At 57.0% G+C, this 17196-nt stretch carries 14 protein-coding genes; 3 read left to right on the top strand and 11 right to left on the bottom strand.

The genetic code is table 11. The features are described 5' to 3' along the window. From FOY56_RS17550 to FOY56_RS17535, 4 genes are read right to left on the bottom strand one after another with little or no spacing between them, the layout of a single operon-like run. Positions 1–576, bottom strand: coding sequence for a DUF3726 domain-containing protein (locus FOY56_RS17550; RefSeq protein ID WP_146347185.1), 576 nt, complete (start codon positions 574–576; stop codon positions 1–3). Further along, the gene (locus FOY56_RS17545; RefSeq protein ID WP_146347184.1) at positions 573–2240 is read right to left on the bottom strand and encodes a hypothetical protein; all 1668 of its coding nucleotides are present in this window, start codon (positions 2238–2240) and stop codon (positions 573–575) included. The genes FOY56_RS17550 and FOY56_RS17545 overlap by 4 nt, the downstream gene beginning before the upstream one ends. Then, positions 2240–3220, bottom strand: coding sequence for a membrane dipeptidase (locus tag FOY56_RS17540; RefSeq protein ID WP_146347183.1), 981 nt, complete (start codon positions 3218–3220; stop codon positions 2240–2242). Before FOY56_RS17540 ends, FOY56_RS17545 begins: the two co-directional genes overlap by 1 nt. Then, entirely contained in the window at positions 3220–4677 is a 1458-nt protein-coding gene (locus tag FOY56_RS17535; RefSeq protein ID WP_146347182.1) for an aldehyde dehydrogenase family protein, read from the bottom strand. Before FOY56_RS17535 ends, FOY56_RS17540 begins: the two co-directional genes overlap by 1 nt. 86 nt (positions 4678–4763) lie before the next feature. Here FOY56_RS17535 and FOY56_RS17530 point away from each other — a divergent pair, with 86 nt between their 5' ends. Then, positions 4764–5678, top strand: a complete 915-nt coding sequence (locus tag FOY56_RS17530) for a LysR family transcriptional regulator (RefSeq protein WP_146347181.1) — start codon at positions 4764–4766, stop codon at positions 5676–5678. A gap of 287 nt (positions 5679–5965) precedes the next feature. Here the strand turns inward: FOY56_RS17530 and FOY56_RS17525 are convergent, their stop codons facing one another. From FOY56_RS17525 to gntH, 5 genes are all read right to left on the bottom strand, one after another. After that, entirely contained in the window at positions 5966–6835 is an 870-nt protein-coding gene (locus FOY56_RS17525) for a bile acid:sodium symporter family protein (RefSeq protein ID WP_146347180.1), read from the bottom strand. Then, entirely contained in the window at positions 6836–7258 is a 423-nt protein-coding gene (locus tag FOY56_RS17520) for a YidH family protein (protein ID WP_146347179.1), read from the bottom strand. A gap of 5 nt (positions 7259–7263) precedes the next feature. Beyond that, positions 7264–7623 (bottom strand): DUF1622 domain-containing protein, encoded by a 360-nt coding sequence (locus tag FOY56_RS17515; protein ID WP_146347178.1) that lies wholly within the window; start codon positions 7621–7623, stop codon positions 7264–7266. A 2-nt stretch (positions 7624–7625) separates the two neighbouring features. Further along, positions 7626–8657 carry a CobW family GTP-binding protein gene (locus FOY56_RS17510; RefSeq protein WP_146347177.1) on the bottom strand — a complete coding sequence of 344 codons (1032 nt, stop codon included), beginning with the start codon at positions 8655–8657 and terminating at the stop codon, positions 7626–7628. A 76-nt stretch (positions 8658–8733) separates the two neighbouring features. After that, positions 8734–10035: a guanitoxin biosynthesis MBL fold metallo-hydrolase GntH gene (gene gntH, locus FOY56_RS17505; RefSeq protein WP_146347176.1), complete on the bottom strand. Its 1302-nt coding sequence runs from the start codon at positions 10033–10035 to the stop codon at positions 8734–8736. 412 nt (positions 10036–10447) lie between these two features. Here gntH and FOY56_RS17500 point away from each other — a divergent pair, with 412 nt between their 5' ends. Continuing rightward, positions 10448–11806, top strand: a complete 1359-nt coding sequence (locus tag FOY56_RS17500; protein WP_146347175.1) for a tetratricopeptide repeat protein — start codon at positions 10448–10450, stop codon at positions 11804–11806. A gap of 277 nt (positions 11807–12083) precedes the next feature. On the opposite strand, the gene FOY56_RS17495 is transcribed toward FOY56_RS17500, so the two are convergent. Together FOY56_RS17495 and FOY56_RS17490 are read right to left on the bottom strand one after the other, a co-directional pair. Then, a complete protein-coding gene (locus FOY56_RS17495) occupies positions 12084–14666 on the bottom strand; it encodes a D-Ala-D-Ala carboxypeptidase family metallohydrolase (protein ID WP_146347174.1) in 2583 nt (860 codons plus the stop codon). Between the two features lie 12 nt (positions 14667–14678). Beyond that, positions 14679–16844 (bottom strand): C1 family peptidase, encoded by a 2166-nt coding sequence (locus tag FOY56_RS17490; RefSeq protein WP_146347173.1) that lies wholly within the window; start codon positions 16842–16844, stop codon positions 14679–14681. A 26-nt stretch (positions 16845–16870) separates the two neighbouring features. On the opposite strand from FOY56_RS17490, the gene FOY56_RS17485 reads away from it, so the two are divergent. Continuing rightward, positions 16871–17056, top strand: coding sequence for a hypothetical protein (locus FOY56_RS17485; RefSeq protein WP_146347172.1), 186 nt, complete (start codon positions 16871–16873; stop codon positions 17054–17056). Positions 17057–17196 lie beyond the last annotated feature (140 nt).

Raw genomic sequence — 17196 nt, 5'->3', positions numbered from 1 at the left:
TCAGTCATTGTCGGAAAGCCCGGCACCTGCTCCGAGGCGGCGACTTTCTTCTGTTGCAGGGGCATAGGTGCGGTGGGCGAACCGTTCCAGGGTCGCCCAGGCATTCTGGTCAGGTGTTACGCGTGTTGCTGTTTGCAAGGGGGTATCCATTTGGCCCCCCAAGCGAATGTCCACTGTTTTGGCTTGGATCGGAAAAGTTCCGGACAGGGCAAGCCCGGATCCGTCCGTGACAGCGACAACGCTGTTGCAGGTGAGGGTGACCGGATGACCTAACTGCCGCGCCGCGGACCCGGCAAAGGCCAGAAGAAGCATCGGCTGCGAAAGGTCGATCAAGGTCAGCGGAGCATCGGTCAGATCCGCAGCCTTATCGCTGAGAGCGGTCCCCGCGATCAACGGGCAGGACGACGGATCGGGATCGTCCTCAAGTGTGGCGGCCAGAACGGAAACGCCATCCAAGCTGTGAGCACACAGCCAGCGGGTGGCTTTGCCAGCCTCTTCGGCGAGGCCCCACGCGTATCCGACCCCCCGGGTCGCGCGTTTGGCCATTGCGTCGACTTCGTTGAGAGAAAAGCTCATGCTGTGCCCTCGGGATAGACCCACAGGTCGGCATTCTCTGGCGTCAGGTCCTGAGGATAAGGCGCGCCGGAATACATGCAGATCCGCACCCAGCGATCTGAGCGCGGGTCGAAATGTGTGGCCCCGAAGAACGACAGTTTGGCGCGCAGCATGTCAATTGGCATGACGTCGGCGGAAATGGTGTTGTCGCGAATTTCGCCATAAGGCGCGATTTGCGAGATCTGCGCCCGGCGGATGGTGTGGCGATGCTGTGGGTGGGTAGCGAGGAACTCAGCAATCAGGGTGTCGGCGTTCCAATCCTTCAGCGCATCCAGAGCCAAAGCAGCGTCACGTGCGGGCGCCAGCGGTTGTTCATAGTCGGCAATCGGCTCATCGAACCGTTCGCCAAGACGCGGCTCAAGCTTTTCTTCTGAGACATACCAGGCGCGGGCGCAGTGTTCGGGGGCGACCCAGTCGAGATCGCTGGCCCAACCGAAACTGGCCATAAGAAGGTCGCGCATCTGACCTATGGACATCGCTCCGTCGATGACGAAGGCATCGCCATTGCTGTCGGCCATGCAGCTGCCCAATCCATCGACAAGATCGGGATAAGGTTCAAGGATCAGCGATGCGACCAGTTCCTGCCCCTCTTCGCTGAGCGTTCCTTCGGCCCATGTAACAAGTGCATCCCATGGCGACGGCCCCGTCAGATCGTTGGTTGCAAGGAAATCGGCCAGTGCGGCGCGGTCTTGGTTCAGGTCTTTCAGTTTGGCAATTTGAACCGGGTGTTCAGATTGCCACCGGTCGATGGAGCGGTTTGCGCGGGTCAGAACGGACACGAATTGCGCAATCTCTTCGGGTTTAGCCTTTGGCAGGCTGCGTACGCGGGCAATCGCCTCTTCCCGTGCGATGATCCAGTTGTTGAACAAGACCGGGTGGTTGACGATGAACGGGGCCATGCCAAGGCCGGTGGAATTGCCGATGCCCAGACGGCTGGCCAGCGCCGGATCAAGCGTGGTCGAGCGTACACCGCCCTGGATCTGCGCCATATGTTCAACCAGATCGCGCACGAACCAGCGGGTCAGGAAAACCGACAGCATCTCGGCCTGAAACGGGGCCTGCATTTCGGCGCGGTCGGCGATCTTTTCGCGATCAGCTGCACCGAACTTACCGGACCCGTAAACGGCAGTGGTGCGCATCAGGTATCCGACGGCTTCGATCTGCGCGGGGTCAGGCTGACGTCCTTTGGCAAGGTTTTCCACCACATGTGCCCACAGCCGAACCGAGCGATTGGCACGCGACAGGGACAGTTCGTTGTCACTGACACGACCTGCCTCTTGCTTTGGGACGTTCTGCGACAGCCGCGCTATGTCGGCCTTTGTCGGGATGCCGTCGAACAAGGCAAAGGTCGCGTCCCAAGCCTCGGCGATTACACGGTCGGACCGCATGTGATCGGGCAGATCGTGGGCAAAGGCGACGAGGGAATAGCTGTGATCACCCGCTGTTGCGGTATAGACCGCGTGCCCGACGCCGTTTGCATCGATATCGAACACCGGTCGGGTGAATTGCCAGGTCTCAGCCGCCATACGGCGGGTCAATTGCCGCATGAAACTGAGACGGCACTGGTGCAGCGACCCAAGGCGCGACAGCCGCATGACCGTTTCAGGGGCACGGCGGTCAACCATCAGCCCGCGTCCTTTGGGGTGAAATTCTCGGCAAAGAACCGGTACCAGTTGCCGCCCATGATCGCGGCAACGTCTGCATCGTTCATGCCTGTTGCGCGCAAGCCGGTTTCGATATTGCCAAAATCCCGGTTATCCTGAAACCAATTCGGCATTGGCGGGAACCCGGCGTTGCTGGCCGACCCTTCGCCGTAATCAATTTCCTTGGTCCAGCGTCCGACCCGCATCCATTCAACAACACTGTCAGGCTGATCCTGACACAGATCGGTCCCGATCCCGAGGTGATCGACACCGTATGTGTCCGCCGTTCTGGCAATCATTTCGCAGAAACTTTCCAACGTGCAGTCCGATTTGTCCTTGAGGTGATGAGGATAGATCGAAAAGCCCAGCATTCCGCCCTTTTCTGTCACGGCGCGGATTACGTCGTCGCGTTTGTTGCGCAAAGCCGGGGCCCAGTCATGCGGGTTGGCATGGGTGATCGCGATGGGGCGTACGGAAAACTCAGCAGCCTCGATGGTGGAGCGATCTCCGGAATGGCTCATGTCTATGACCAGACCAACCCGGTTCATTTCCTTGACCACCTGCCGCCCCATGCGGGTCAGACCGCTGTCTTCGGCCTCGTAACATCCCGTCGCAAGCAGCGACTGGTTGTTATAGGTCAGCTGCATGAACCGCGCGCCCAGCGTGTGCAGGATTTCGACAAGGCCGATATCATCCTCGATCGGTGACGGGTTCTGAAATCCGAAGAACACCGCCGTACGACCGGTTTCGCGGGCGATGTCGATGTCGCTGGCCCACTGCCCCTTCATGATCAGATCGGGGTATTGTTCGAACCAGCGGTTCCATTTTTCAAAGTTCAGAACGGTTTCGCGGAACGTCTCGTGATAGGCGATGGTAACGTGGATCGCATCCACGCCCCCTGCCCGCAGTTGGCGAAAGATCTTTTCCGACCAGTTGGCATATTGCAGGCCGTCGATGCGCATCAGTCGGGGCTCCCTGCCGCGATGTAGGCCGTTTTGACGGTCGTATAGAACTCGGCCGCGGCCTTGCCCTGTTCTCGCGGGCCATAAGAACTGTCGCCGCGTCCGCCGAATGGCACGTGGTAATCTGTGCCCGCGGTCGGCAGATTGATCGTGACAACGCCGGTGCGTGCGTTGCGCCGGAAATGCGTGGCGCGGGCCAGGCTGCGGGTCACAATGCCCGAGGTCAGGCCAAAACGGGTGTCGTTGACCACCGCCAGCGCCTCGTCATAGCTGGCGACCTTGATGACTGAGGTCAGCGGCGCAAACATTTCCTCGCGGTTGATGCGCATGTCGTTGGTCGAATTCAGGAACACGCCCGGCGACATGTAAAACCCGTCGTGCGGCATGTCGAGCCGGGTGCCGCCACAGGCCAGTTCAGCGCCTTCGGTCTTGCCCAGATCAACATAGGCAAGGTTTTCGTCCAATTGCTGCTGGCTGACAACCGGCCCCATCTGGGTGCCCTCTGCCAACGCGTGGCCCACTTTCATCGCTTTGGCCCCGGCCACCAGTTTGTCGACAAAGGCGTCGTGCACGGCCTGATGGACCACAAGGCGCGAAGACGCCGTGCATTTCTGGCCTGTGCCACCAAACGCCCCACCCAAAGCCAGCGTTACCGCAAGATCAAGATCAGCGTCGTCCATCACGGCCAGCGCGTTTTTGGAGCCCATTTCCATCTGCACTTTGGTCAGGTTCTGGATCGCCGACGCCGCGATGCCCTTGCCCACGGGCACCGACCCCGTAAAGGAAATCGCGTGGACCTTGGGGCTATCAACCAGTCGTTGGCCGATTGCACCGCCTGCCCCCATCACAAGGCTGAACAGCCCCTTGGGGATGTCTTGGCGGGCAATGATTTCACTGAGCGCAACAGCCGAGGCCGGGGTCATATTGGCAGGCTTCCACACGACCGCGTTGCCGTAGCAGAGCGCTGGCGCGATCTTCCAAGACGCCGTGGCGGTCGGAAAGTTCCAGGGCGAGATCACGGCCACGACCCCAACCGGTTCGCGCCGCACATCGACTTCGATCCCGTCACGCACGCTGTCGGCGTTTTCACCGATCTGGCGCAGGCATTCGGCGGCGTAGTACGTAAAGAACTGGCCAGCGCGATAGACTTCGCCCTTGCCTTCGGCCAGTGGCTTGCCTTCTTCCCGGCTGAGCAATGTACCCAATTCTTCGGCCCGGGCCATCATTTCGGTCCCGATGGCGTTCAGCACGGCCTGCTTGCGCTCAAGCCCATAGGCCGCCCATTCGCGCTGTGCGGCCTGCGCCTGATCCAGCGTTTGATCCAATTGATCCGGCGTCGCCTGTGCAAACAGACCGATCAGATCGCTCAGGTCAGACGGGTTGCGGTTTTCGGTATCGCTGTCGCCAGCCAGCCATTCGCCAGCAATCAGGTTCTTGTGAATCACGGTGCGCCTCATGTTCCGGAGTGATTGGCTATGGTGGACACTCCACCCCACATCAGTCAAATTCAAACTTCTGAACCCAATTACAGGAAAATTGAAGCGTGGCGATCAAGATTGAAATGTTGCGCAGCTTCTGTGCCGTGGCCAAGGCTGGCAATCTGTCGGATGCCGCCGATCACCTGGGCCGAACACAGTCTGCGGTGTCGATGACACTGAAACAGCTGGAAACCCATCTGGGCGGTCCGTTGTTTGAAAGTGAACGCAAAAACCGGCTGACGGCCCTGGGCGAACAGGTTTTCCGGCTTGGGCAGATTCAGTTGAAGCAGTTTGACAGCACGGTGCAGGCGATCGAACTGTCAGCCAGCGCACCGCAAGGGATGCTGCGGATTTCGGCCGTTCCATCGGTCGCAGCCCTTGTCTTTCCGCATGTGGTCCGGGACATCTCGCAGCGCTATCCCCGGCTTAAGATCGAACTCCGCGACGCGGATACACAGCAGGTTCTCGACTCGCTGGTGCAAGGCTGGGCCGATCTGGGAATTGCGTCGTCACATCACGTCCTGAAAGGCATCGCGTCATCTTTACTGTTCAGCGATCACTTCGGGCTGGTTTTGTCGGACAGCCACCGCCTTGCGGACCAAAGCCAGCCGATCACAATCGATGATGTGTTTTCCGTGCCTTTTCTGCGCAACGCGCTGTGCGACCAGATCCAGACCCCCCGGTTCAAGGCGCATCTGGCCGAGGTTGATGTCACGGTACACAACACACAATCCCTGTTGGCCATGCTACGACAGGACGATTGGGTCACGGTGTTGCCGCAGTCGGTCCTGGGACTTGCCCCGAAAGGTCTGGTGTTTCGCCCGATCCGCGATCTGCCGGACATGCGGCAGGTCTATCTATACCGGCGCGAACACCCAGCTTCGCCCGAGGTCGTCTCGGATGTGCACGACCTTATCGCGTCTCGGCAATGGGCGTTGCCAAGCGCGTCCGCGAGTCCGTTAACAGACCGCGATATGTGATCCTACATGACTTGGCATTCTATCGAAAACTCGCACAACATCGCTGCTTTCGCCTCTTGCCACGGTCTTGGTTCACCGCAGAATTTACCGCCTCGATTTCTTCGATCCTGTGTCAGATCGTTCAACCTTCTTTGAAGACAATCATGGGTGCTTCCGCGAAAACGCGGTGCTGTGCCATTTGTTCAAGAACACTGTTGGGCGATGCATTTCGGACGGGTTGGCGGGCGGACAGCGCTAACCCGCTGCCCGAAAACGCGACCAATGCAAAGGGAGAGGATCACTTTCGGCTATGACTCCGCTGCATGCCCTTTGCGCCAGACTGCGCAGCTGACGGTAAAGATCAAGTTGGGCAGAACCATCAAGGCCATGAAGCCGAGCACAGCGGCCGACAGCAGGTCATCACCGCAACACCCGTCAACCAGCACATAGACCAGACCCACATTGCGCAGATTTGTTGACACTGCAAGGACTTGACGACCATCGATGTCAGGCCCCCCAAAAAACCAGCCGACAACCATTAATCCCAGGATGAAGACCAAAATCGCTGCCGTCGAAGACGCGCCAAACTGAGCCAGGCCGTCTTGTCGAACCGCAGTGCTGAGAATAACCGACGCGATGAAAGACAGGACAGAAATCAGCGTGGCGGGTTTGTTTATCTTAGCACCCAGTTCAGGCGCAGACCGCCTGATGGCCATGCCAGCGGCAGCGGGCAAGGCAATCAATAGCATGGCGCGTAAGGCGATCTCGCCTGCGGGAATTGAAATGGCGGCGTCCGAAGGCAGCAAGAAAACCGCCGCAAACGGTGCCGTCACCAAAGAGACCGCAGACAGCAAAAATAGCAAAGCGCCCGCTGACGCGATTTGGCCGGGCACTTTTGTCGAGAACTGAACCGCATTGATCCCGCCCGGTGCGAAGGCAAGCAACAACAGCACGGTTTGCACGGCAGGTTCCACTGGGAACACGGCTATTATGACACCTGCCAAAACCGGAGGGATCAGGATATTCGCAGCCAAAGCACGCTGAACCACCTGCTTGTCTTTCAAGACGGCTGTCACGTTCGCGAAAGTCGTCGAAAGCCCAATACAAAGAGACGCCAAGCCGATGAACACTGAAATGAGCACCTCGACCGTTGTGTCAAAAGGGACTGACGTCTCCATCTAATGCATCTCTACTTTAGACAGTACGTTCGCCAAGGCAAAAAACGCGACGAACAACAGCACGCAGCTTGATAGCAACGAGACTGAAAACGGAAACGGGGTTTTCGTGGCCTTCGCCAGCCTGCGAAAGTAGGCCACGTGTTGAATGATGGCCGTCACCAGCATGAAAACCGCAAGGATCAGCATGAACAGACCAACAAATCTGGCCCGCTCAATCGGAAAATCCTGAAGACCAGGTACACCGGTTATGACCTGAAACAGCATTGGAATGGAAAATCCGAAACCGATCAGCGAAATTGACGTGCGCATAAAGCCCATGGTTGTTCGATCCATAGCCATCTTTGAGCGCTCGAACGCCAGGTCTGTACGTTCTTCGGCCATTTCATTTGTGGATCGAGGTTGATTGTCGAAATCTTCACCCATGGCAATCACCCTTTCAGCGCGGTACTGGCCGCAGGTTTCTTGGCGCTTTCTTCCCGCATCTCAAGAACCAGGAAATAGTTGAGGAACGTGCGGATCACGGCAATTGCAGCCAGCTTTAACAACTCTTCCATGGAAGGGTTGGTTGCCGTTGCGATGATGTCAGCGGCCAATTGCAATTCAAGCGCGACAATCAAAAACCGCGCCAAAGCCTGTCGCGGTTTGTTCGCCTGTCCGGAAAAACGTTGGGAAAAGACAGCATAGCCAAATGCGATGCCACCCGCAGCCACCACGAGGATGCTGGCCGCTTCAAAAAGCATCTGCGTTAAGTTGGCAAGTTCAATGACTACCGTTTCCAGTCCATGCATGTCTAAGCGCTCGTCATTTTACCGGCCGGCGCGGCTTCAGCGACTGGCGCCTGCTCTGCCAGGCATTGGTTGAACAGCGATGTCAGATGATCCCCATCCAAGGATGACCCATGCGCGATGGCAACAAGCCGTGTTTGCGGTTTGTCGTCCCCCCATGCGCGGTCACGCACAAGTTCAATGCGCCGTCCCACGACCTGCAGGATGTAACGGTGGTCTGGGTCGTCATTCAACCTGACGAACCCTTTGCAGCGATAGACGTTGCCGGGCAATTCGCGTTTGATCATCCGCTCCAGCGCGCGGCGGGAAAATGGAGCATCCCACGTGTTGTTCCAGGTTTTGAAAATGGCACCGTGCGAATGGTCGTGGTCGTGGTCGTGCGCATGATCATGTTCATCAGTCTGCACAACGCGGCTTACGTCGAACCGGCCGACGGACAGGAGGATTTCCAACGGTACTTCGCACTTGATGGCAGGCACAATCCGGACTCGTGAGAAAAACCCATCAATCCAGCGTTTTACTTTGGCAGCGTTTTCAGCGCCGGCCAGATCGACTTTGTTCATGATCACCAAATCCGCAAAACCGATTTGCTGCAGCTTCAGTTTACCAAGATCGGGGTCATCGTCCGCAAAGACCTGATCCGTGTCGACAACGCAGGTGACACTGTCGAGTCGGATCATGTCGCGATAGGCAGAGTCCACAAATGTCATGTAAATGCTTGCCGGGTCCGCCACACCACTGGCTTCAAGGATGATGTACTCGATCGGATCATCCCGCTCCAGAAGCTGTGCAACGGACTCGATCAGATCATCGCGGATCTGACAGCAGACACACCCATTGGCGAGGCTGATCATACCGTCCTCGACATCGACAACCAGTTCTGCGTCGACGTTGATGGACCCAAAATCGTTCACAAGGATGCCCACCTTCAACCCGTGATTGCCGGTGAGGATATGGTTCAGAAGGGTCGTCTTTCCTGCGCCCAGAAACCCGGTCAGGATTGTGATTGGTACGGGCGTAGCAGCTTTTTCAGACATCGCTCAACTCTTTCGGAAATTGGATGTGACACCGCCACGCCAACAAGTGGCGCAGCGGCTGGTTTTCAAAAGGGTCTCAGCGGCCTTCGCGCGCGTCGATCAGCGCCTGAATGTCCATGCGGAACGTTTCCTCGTCGTAGTGCTGGTTCAGCGGTCGGGCGACGTCCGGTGGGTAATACAGCGTCGGGTCCAGTTCCCGATCCCGCAAATAGGCATCCTGCTGCTCTTCCCGCGGAAGGCGCGGTTTGGGCATCTGAATGTACTCCGGAAGCTTCCCATCCGGGAAATTCTCTACGGGAAGCGTTTTGGGGTTGGGTGGCTGCATCGCCGGCGTTTCCGGGCGCAGGGCCATACGTTCCCAAATCCGGTCCTTGGTCACGTTGATGACTTTGATGTCCGGGCCACCCCACAGGAACAACCCGTCCCAATGCGCGCGAATCTCAGATATACCTTCGCCTTCGGGTTCTTCGGTGTAGTGGCAAATCATGCCAACACGCGGCTGGATCTGGTTCATCAGATACCCTGCGGCGTAGTAAGGCGTGTGATAGGTGTCGAGCGTGAATTCGAGCACCTCTTTCGGCGTGCCGTACTTATAGTTCAATAGCTGCGGCAGGTCGGCCTGGCCTTCGGTCACGAAAACGTCGCAACCCTTGGCAAACTCAATGGTGCTTTCATCCGGGCGTCCATCGCCGGTCCAGACAAAGGACAATCCAGCCTCTTCCCAGTCAACGCGGTACGCGGAGGCACCGTTTTTGACGTGGCTACGGCCCCAGTGACGGACGGTCAGACCCTCTTCCTGCAAGCAGATGCCGTTGTCGTCTTTGTAATCAAACTCGACAACTTCGGTGTCATAGCCAGCGCCGATCGGGCAGTGATCAAAGTTTTCAAGGTGCCACGTCATCATCTCGTGCATCTTGTCGACCATGTACTGCGTGCCGGTTTCTGGCCGGTCACCGTTTGGCCCAAAAATACGCAACCCGTTGCGCCAACCGCCACCCCAGGCGCGGAATGGCATGAAGTAGGGCAGGTCAGCATAGTGGTCGACGTGCAGGTGGCTGATGAAAATATCGCGTACCATGGGCGGCAGAATGCCAAGCTGGATGATGTTTTTCACACAGCCATTGCCGAAATCGAAAAACAGGCGGCGCGGGAACGGTGTACCGTTTCCAAGCTCCAGTACGATGGACGTGCCCGACTGCTTCAGCGTTGGTGGCCATGGCGTGCTGCCGGTAAAGCAAATCCGCATTTCGCCCTTTGGCAAAGGCTCATTCGGGGGGAAAAAGTTGTTGCTGGTACAGCCGGGCGTGGGCCGGAAATACTCGGGAAGTGTGATCCCGCCTCCGGGGCGTTTACCATATGGGTTGCTAGCATTGCTCATAAAGCTCTCCTCTCTAAGATACGTATTGGTATGGTTTCCTCTGTGTCCCAGCTTCAGATCCAAAGCTGATCCGGTGGCGTTTTTCGATCATGATCGCTGGCACGCTTTCTGTGTCAGACGCCGAATCTCGGTTAAAAGTTCTTCTTTGGTTAATTCCCAATCCTGCTTGGATTTCGTTCCCGGAGCGCAACGCGTTAATTCTGCAAGCGCGAACCTGAGATCTTTCATGGCAGCCTGGACGGCAGGTAAGCTGGTCGCGTACTCAACATCTGAGTGCGCGAATTCCGGAAGAAGCGTGTGTAGCTGTTCAGCGTCCACTGCGTTGCCTTTAAAGTTGGGACCCCCATATTGTGCTAAGGTGACAGAACCGAGGGAGTGAGTCACCGTTAGTTTGGGGTGATTTGGACAACGCATGGAACAACATAAACGCCATCGCGTGCCACCCGTTGAAGACGTCCGGGCGGCGCTCCAACGTATTGTTGCCTCGCCAGGGTTTGTGAACTCGGCGAGATTGCAGGACTTTTTGACCTATATTGTAGAAGAAAAGATCAGCGGTCGCGGGAGTGCGATCAAGGGAAAGACAGTTGCAGTCGCCGTCTATGGCCGCGAGATTGATGAGGCGGGCAGCGCGCAAAACCTTGTTCGTGTCGAAGCCCGCCGCCTTCGGCGGGCGCTGGATGAGTACTATTCAACTGAAGGGCAATCGGAAAACCTTCGCATAACCGTCAAGGCTGGCAGCTACACGCCCAGCTTCGATACAGTTGCGCCGGGCAAGGCCGTTGAGCGCATTGTTGCACCGGAAGTTGTCGAAGCTGCTCATCCCGCCGCCCGCAAACCGCGCTTCGCCTTTCGCCCGGTGATGACTTTTGCAGTCGCCCTTGTGGCTGCACTTGTTATCGCAGCCGGAGCGGCACTCTTCCGTGATGCCCTTATCGCTTCCAAGGGCCCATCGGCACAGGAAAAAACACCGGAACTTGCGGCGCTGAAAGAGCGTTCGGTTACCAGCGTCCAGTCATTCAACATCGCGCAACAAGCACGTGGTTTGTTCTTTCCGCTTTTCGATTCAGAGCGTCAGAAAATTGCGCTCGCCTCGTTCCGCCATGCGATTAATCTGGATCCGCATTTGCCATCGGGGTACGCGGGCGCGGCTCAGGTTCTTGCGCTGCTGTCCTTTATGTCCCCTGACGCCGAGACGTCTTCCGATCTGCTTGCACAAGCACAGGACATGGCGGCCCGCGGTCTTGAACATGGCCCGACTGACGCTTGGGCGCAGGCGGCGCAAGCATGGACATTGGCAGTAGAAGGGAACGTGGGCGAGGCCATGAAGCGTGCACGCATCGCTTTGGAGTTATCGCCTGAAGACGGCCATGTTTTGGATTTGGCCGGCCTGACCGCGCTTCTGTCCGGCGACGCGCTATTGCTGTCCGAAGTATCTGACCCGTCTCGTTACCGAAGCGGTGTGGGCAGGTTCGGCGCGAACAGCATGTGGGGCACGTCACAACTTATGCTTCAAAACTATCCTGCCACGATCGAAGCCTTCTCTACCGCAGCACAGCGTGGCTTGCCGGTTAGTGCTCCTAGCCTGTTGCTCCTTGCGACGGCCTACGACGCCAATGGTGATGAGAACGTGGCGAAGAAAACCATTCAAGAAATGATGAAAACCTGGCCGGACTTCCCTGCCGAGTCTGTCGCATCGCGATTTTTCGCGCGCGACCAAGAGACCCTTGAAAGAGTGTTGCAAACGTTTCGCGCTTACGCGGATCAAGATTAAACAGAGACTTGGCAACAAACTTTGCACGGATCAGACAAACAAAGGAAACTCCAAGCCCGAGAACTTGGCAATGAGCATCAAAAACTGCTCAAAACGCAGGAAACTGGAACCACCCTCGCAGAAATGGCAACCCAAGGAAACCTGTGCTTGAACAGAAAACCTGATCGATGCCCCGCACAAGGGCAAGCCGATCAAGTCAGTCAGGTGTCATATCTATCGTCCACGACCATGACGTCTTATGGGGCGGTACGAGACCGCCTTCCATTGGCATGAGCTGTCAGACGACAGGCGGCATCGGGAACGCGTCCGGGACTTGCGCAGCCTTAAAGTCTGCAAACCAGGTCGCGTTGTTGCCGCGCGTATCGATATGGGTGAAGCTGTTGTACCGCCCAATACCGCCGACAAAAAGACCGTCTTTGTCGCGCAGCCATCGCAGTGCCATCGCGACTGCTGGTGCGGACATGGCACGAACCTTGAAGTCAAGCGCGTTGAATTGCATGTGCAGGCTGCTTGAGGCCCCATCGATGCAGGTGTTGTAGGCCGGTGCGCGATAGGCATTGGTAATAGCGATCGGCTGACCCAGTTTGACCCTGACTGCGTCGAGCGCACGCGCGGTGGCGGCAATATTTGGCCACAGCGCACGTGGGGGATAGGTATTCAGTCCGGCACAGTTCCCGCCCGGAGTGCTGTGCGCGCCGCCAAGCACCAAAAACTCATCGGTTCCGAAATGCTGAAGCCCGAGGCTCTTGATGAAGGCGTCGAAATCCGAATACTCCGACCAGTTCAGCGCGGCATCACCACTGCGCATTCGTACATGGCCCCGTTTGGCCTCGAATATCGCACGCACATCCTCATCAGACAGGCTGTCGGTCTCGTGGCCCTCGTTGGCTTCTTCGCGTGAAACGGCAGCTACTGCGTAGGCAGGTGATACGCTGCGCGCCTTCTTGTCAGGATTGATGCTGAAGGGGATGTCACCGATGAAGTTTGGCGCGCGATGCAACTTTTCGAACAACTGCGGCGTCTGGGTTCCGCGTCCGATCCGTGCATCTATGGCTGCCCGGAAGGCTCGGTAATCGCCCACAAACTGACCGTCGTTCCAGATCTCCAGCAAGGCTCCTGTGAACGCGCCGTGGTCCGGGCCGTCGGTTGCGAATTGTGAGTCTTTGCAGGCTCCGAGGCTGAGGACAGACGCCTTAACCGGGCTTGTCAGCGGCGCCATCATCACGCTTTCCTTGATCGCGCTATAGGAACGCGACGCATCGCGATAGGCGTCGCGATTCTGCATCCAGACCCGTTCTTCGACGGCCAGCGGCATTGCGCGAACGGCTCCTTGGTCCTTCGGCTCAATCGGCTGGCCGAAAAGTGATGTCGGCATCGCGGGTCCGGCCCGCACCATCGAACCCGAATGGCAGGTATCGGCGACCATCAGCACTCGGACACCGGCGCGAAATTCGCCCCAGAGCATGTAAAGCTCGTCGTCCGCAAGCTGAAAATCGAACAGACACAGGGTCTCGTCCATCTTTTCATCGCCATCGTGATCTTCATCCTGATTGAAGTCCGGGATGCGACCGCCATGGCCGGACACGGTCAACAGGAACATACTTCCAGCCTCCAGTTCCCTGGCTGCGGCCTTGATTTCTGAGATGACTTTGGCCCGGGTTGCTGCCGAGGTGAGCAGTGACTTCGAGGCGAACCCATTGTCCTTCGCCAGCCGTTCCATCGCCTTGGCATCAGCTTCACAGGATTGAAGTTTGCCATCCCAACCGGCGTAATGCGCAGGATCGACGCTATCGAGCCCGATGTGCAGCGATCGCCCTTTACCCAAGCTGGTGGGACTACTCACCTTGGCATTGGCCTCTATGGTTTGGCGCAGTTCATCGGCATTTCCGAACGGACCGCTGCGCGCAATCGGCGGACCGCTACGAGTGTTGGCAATTTTTGCAATCTCGCGGGCAAAAAGCTGGGCCACACTGGCATAGCCTTCGTTCGTCGGATGCAGACCATCATGCCACCGGTGATCGCCAACCACTCCACGACAATCGATATAGCTTACATGTGGCATTGCCTTGCATGCACGACGCAGCCGGCGGTTGAACTGGTCCATCATGCAGGCGGCAATGGCCTTTTGCAGAGCCCGGTCCTTGATACCGCGCGATTCCATCGGCTTTCCAAGCCAGCGGTCCTTGTTGGGGACCGGGTAATCGTATCCGTGGCACAGCACCTTCACATGCGGTGTGTCGCGGCGGACCAGTTCGAACATGCGCGTATATTGCACAAGTGCGTTGTCCAATAGCGCCTGAAAAGACGGCAGCAAGTAGTCCGCGGGCTGGAGATTGGCATCAAACTCTTCAAGATGCAGCGCCAGCGCGCCGCCGGCCACAAGATCGTTCCCTCCACCAGACAGCAGCAAAATCTCGGCACCCTTGTCCCGGATCGCCCCGATGAATTCGTTTTTGTCTGCCATGTTCTGTAACAGGTCGCCCGCCGCGCCAAGCGAGAATATCGCATAGTCATCGGACAAGTGGTCGATCGTATCACGCAGCAGGATCGGATACTGAAACCAGCTATCTCCCTCTGAAACGATAATCGGACCCTGATACCCATTGCGAAGCCGCTTGTAGAACTGACCCTGCCGATGCATCCGTGCAAACCAGTTCGCACCATTCATCGCGGCAGCTGACCGCGCTGCGGCATCGGCACCTTTGGGGATACTTACCGTCTGCGGATTGAGGGTGAATTGAGGTGCGAATGGGCGAGACGCGTCTTCATCTATCAAGAAGTATTGCGAGAGGTCCGACTGATCAGTGTCCAGATCGGCCATCTTGGCCATCAGCTCATCTATGGAAATCTTCTTGGGCATGGATAATCTCCTTCAGGGATGTGACTTCGGGTCGCTTAGTGCCTTTATGCTTTGGACAATTTCGGCGAAGAATTTCGGGTCATTTGCCAGTACAGTTTGCGGGACAGATATGCGTTCGAATTGCGGGTCAGAAACCTCGGCAAGCCTGACGATCGTCTTCTCGTCAAAGAGGCCTGCGTTATCGGGCCCGTCCGCCATCCCAAGGAAGTTGCGTGGCTTGCCCACAGTAGACGAGGCCCGGTTCATAGCGGTGCCGTTAGCGGGCATCCGATCTTCGAACGCCCTGCTGACAAGGTGGAGAATTGATTTTCCGTAAGCGCCAAAGCACACCCGGCTTTCCAATTCTGCATTGGGCACATAGACATGCGCGCGATTTTCCGCTCCGTTGTTCATTGCGGCAATCAAGGGAAGAATCCGGTCGCGGGCGCGCGGCAAGCCGATGGCAGGCAGAACAAGGTGCAAGGAAGTTATCAAATCTTGCGGTAGACCGGCCGTACCTTCGGTGCCAGCAGTATGACGACGTTTAGCTGCCAGGTACATCAACGCTTCGTGCAGGATCAGAACGCCGGCGCCCTCGGTGACAATGTGCAATTCGGTCTTGGACGATTCAACAAGTTCTAACAATTCGTCGAAGAAATCAGCTATGGGTCCGAGCGCTTCTTCACCTTCATAGATTTCACGAACACTTTCGATGGGCAATTCGCGCGACCCGGTGATTGCACGTTTTGCCGCCATCTCCATGTCGCGCCAGATCGCCCGTCCGACGCCACGAACCTCGTTCTCGATCAGCGCGTCGAGATGTTCGGCATTGGAGCCTGCCTGCTCTTCGCAGCTTTTGAAAAGCCCCTGTAGCACCTCGATCGACTTTTCTGCGAAACCGTTGCACCAGAAAAGCGAGTATGGATAAAGACCCATACCCTTGATCTGATCCTTACGTTGCACGGCAGCGCCGAAGGCCTGCTTTATACCTTCGAAACTGCCTGGTATCCACACCAGCACACCTTTGTAGCGCGGCTTGTCACTGATCAGATCGGCATAGTGTCTGGCCTTGAAAGTATCACACAGATAGCTGTGCGTCTTGGACCAGCCGTCGTCGAACGAAGGATAAGAACCTGTGCTCACGTGCGTCCCGTCATCGAGATGCATGTAGTGGCCGATAAGCTCAAGACAGGGCGGCGAGCCAGAGGCGATCTTACCGATAAGACCTTTGGTACCTTTTTCGCCGATCGCCGCGCCAAAAGCATTGGGCGCATGCACACCCAGCCGCAGCACCCAGCCATCAATGATATTGTGCGCCCAGTCTGCATAGGACCAAAGCCCAATCCCAGCTTGGCCCTTGTAGCCGCCCCACTGTTCACCCCATGAATTCAGGACGTGGAAGCCGTCTTTGTCATACCCTACGATCACAAAAGCATGGCTGCCAGTGCGGCAATTGGCCGGTGACCATTTGATCTTACCGTCGTTGCGATAGCCTTCTGGAGCACTCCAGCCGTCATGGGTCTTGGCTGAGACAAGTATCGCTTCTGCGTCGTTGAGAGCGGCGTGATAATGGTTGAGAACTGATGCCAGCCGGTAATAAGCGCCCAGACCAATATGTTTGGCCCGTTTCGCTTGCGCAACGCTAGGGAAATTCCGCTTTGCGTCTGAACCATCTGCGAAATAGCATTCGCTTTGCCATCGAAAATCCTCACCACAGACACTCGGCTGCGGCCAGTCAAGGCAAACGCCGTGGTGATAAAAACCCTTGATCGCGGATCGTAGTGAATAAATCCCCTCTGTCTGGCTCTCGGCGAATTCTTCGTCGCGCGGATAGAGGTCATGAAACCGCGCCATACGATAGAGCATATCTGCACTGACGACCTCGGGATCATCGGTGTTTAACCCGTTCTCGCCGTCAATGCCGGTCGGTCTATCTTGCCGCAAGACTTGCATGCTACGCTGCAAATCGATGGCATTGGCCAGAGAATGCCCCACACAACGCCCGCTTTGACCCTGATTTCGGACACCAAAGATGGGGCGACGCATGTTTGTTTCAGGCACGTTGTGCATGAGTCTGTGGTCTATTAGAAATTCCTGCCGCAGCACTGCGAGATTCGGGGTGTAGGGCTGATCCCTCAGATCGACCAAATCTTCGCGCATCCCCTGTTGGAGCCAAAACCCAGGCGTGTCATTGGACATGCGTCATTTTCCAGTAGTCACTAAAGATGCCAAAATCAAAAAAAGAGTATGTTGCAGAATTAGATGTATTGATCGGCCCAGAAGCCAAAGACGAAAATTCAAAAATAATGACCAATATTAGCACACTGCCGGAGTTTGCGCAATTGAAGTCAACGGCGACCTGTTTCCCGGCGACCGGTGCAGAGCAAAATCGACCACTTTGGCACAAGTGATCCTCCCCCGCTGAATTGATCCGGCCTTATAGTTAGGCTCAGGACCCATTGATTTCCGACTGGCAGCGTGATTCACGGTTCGAAAAACGAGCGGTGAACATGTCTGATCTTTTTTGGTTGAGCGACGCGCAGATGGCGCG

Source organism: Falsiphaeobacter marinintestinus, assembly GCF_007923355.1.
Taxonomy (GTDB): Bacteria; Pseudomonadota; Alphaproteobacteria; order Rhodobacterales; family Rhodobacteraceae; genus Phaeobacter_A; species Phaeobacter_A marinintestinus.
Note: the sequence above shows the minus strand (reverse complement) of the source record. Positions and strands in the feature narration are given on the sequence as shown.

What these genes read in the sequence shown, in the direction of transcription:
- FOY56_RS17550 (WP_146347185.1), bottom strand. Translation starts at nt 576, where the DNA reads ATGAGCTTTTCTCTCAACGAAGTCGACGCAATGGCCAAACGCGCGACC.
- FOY56_RS17545 (WP_146347184.1), bottom strand. Translation starts at nt 2,240, where the DNA reads ATGGTTGACCGCCGTGCCCCTGAAACGGTCATGCGGCTGTCGCGCCTT.
- FOY56_RS17540 (WP_146347183.1), bottom strand. Translation starts at nt 3,220, where the DNA reads ATGCGCATCGACGGCCTGCAATATGCCAACTGGTCGGAAAAGATCTTT.
- FOY56_RS17535 (WP_146347182.1), bottom strand. Translation starts at nt 4,677, where the DNA reads ATGAGGCGCACCGTGATTCACAAGAACCTGATTGCTGGCGAATGGCTG.
- FOY56_RS17525 (WP_146347180.1), bottom strand. Translation starts at nt 6,835, where the DNA reads ATGGAGACGTCAGTCCCTTTTGACACAACGGTCGAGGTGCTCATTTCA.
- FOY56_RS17520 (WP_146347179.1), bottom strand. Translation starts at nt 7,258, where the DNA reads ATGGGTGAAGATTTCGACAATCAACCTCGATCCACAAATGAAATGGCC.
- FOY56_RS17515 (WP_146347178.1), bottom strand. Translation starts at nt 7,623, where the DNA reads ATGCATGGACTGGAAACGGTAGTCATTGAACTTGCCAACTTAACGCAG.
- FOY56_RS17510 (WP_146347177.1), bottom strand. Translation starts at nt 8,657, where the DNA reads ATGTCTGAAAAAGCTGCTACGCCCGTACCAATCACAATCCTGACCGGG.
- gntH (WP_146347176.1), bottom strand. Translation starts at nt 10,035, where the DNA reads ATGAGCAATGCTAGCAACCCATATGGTAAACGCCCCGGAGGCGGGATC.
- FOY56_RS17500 (WP_146347175.1), top strand. Translation starts at nt 10,448, where the DNA reads ATGGAACAACATAAACGCCATCGCGTGCCACCCGTTGAAGACGTCCGG.
- FOY56_RS17495 (WP_146347174.1), bottom strand. Translation starts at nt 14,666, where the DNA reads ATGCCCAAGAAGATTTCCATAGATGAGCTGATGGCCAAGATGGCCGAT.
- FOY56_RS17490 (WP_146347173.1), bottom strand. Translation starts at nt 16,844, where the DNA reads ATGTCCAATGACACGCCTGGGTTTTGGCTCCAACAGGGGATGCGCGAA.
- FOY56_RS17485 (WP_146347172.1), top strand. Translation starts at nt 16,871, where the DNA reads ATGCCAAAATCAAAAAAAGAGTATGTTGCAGAATTAGATGTATTGATC.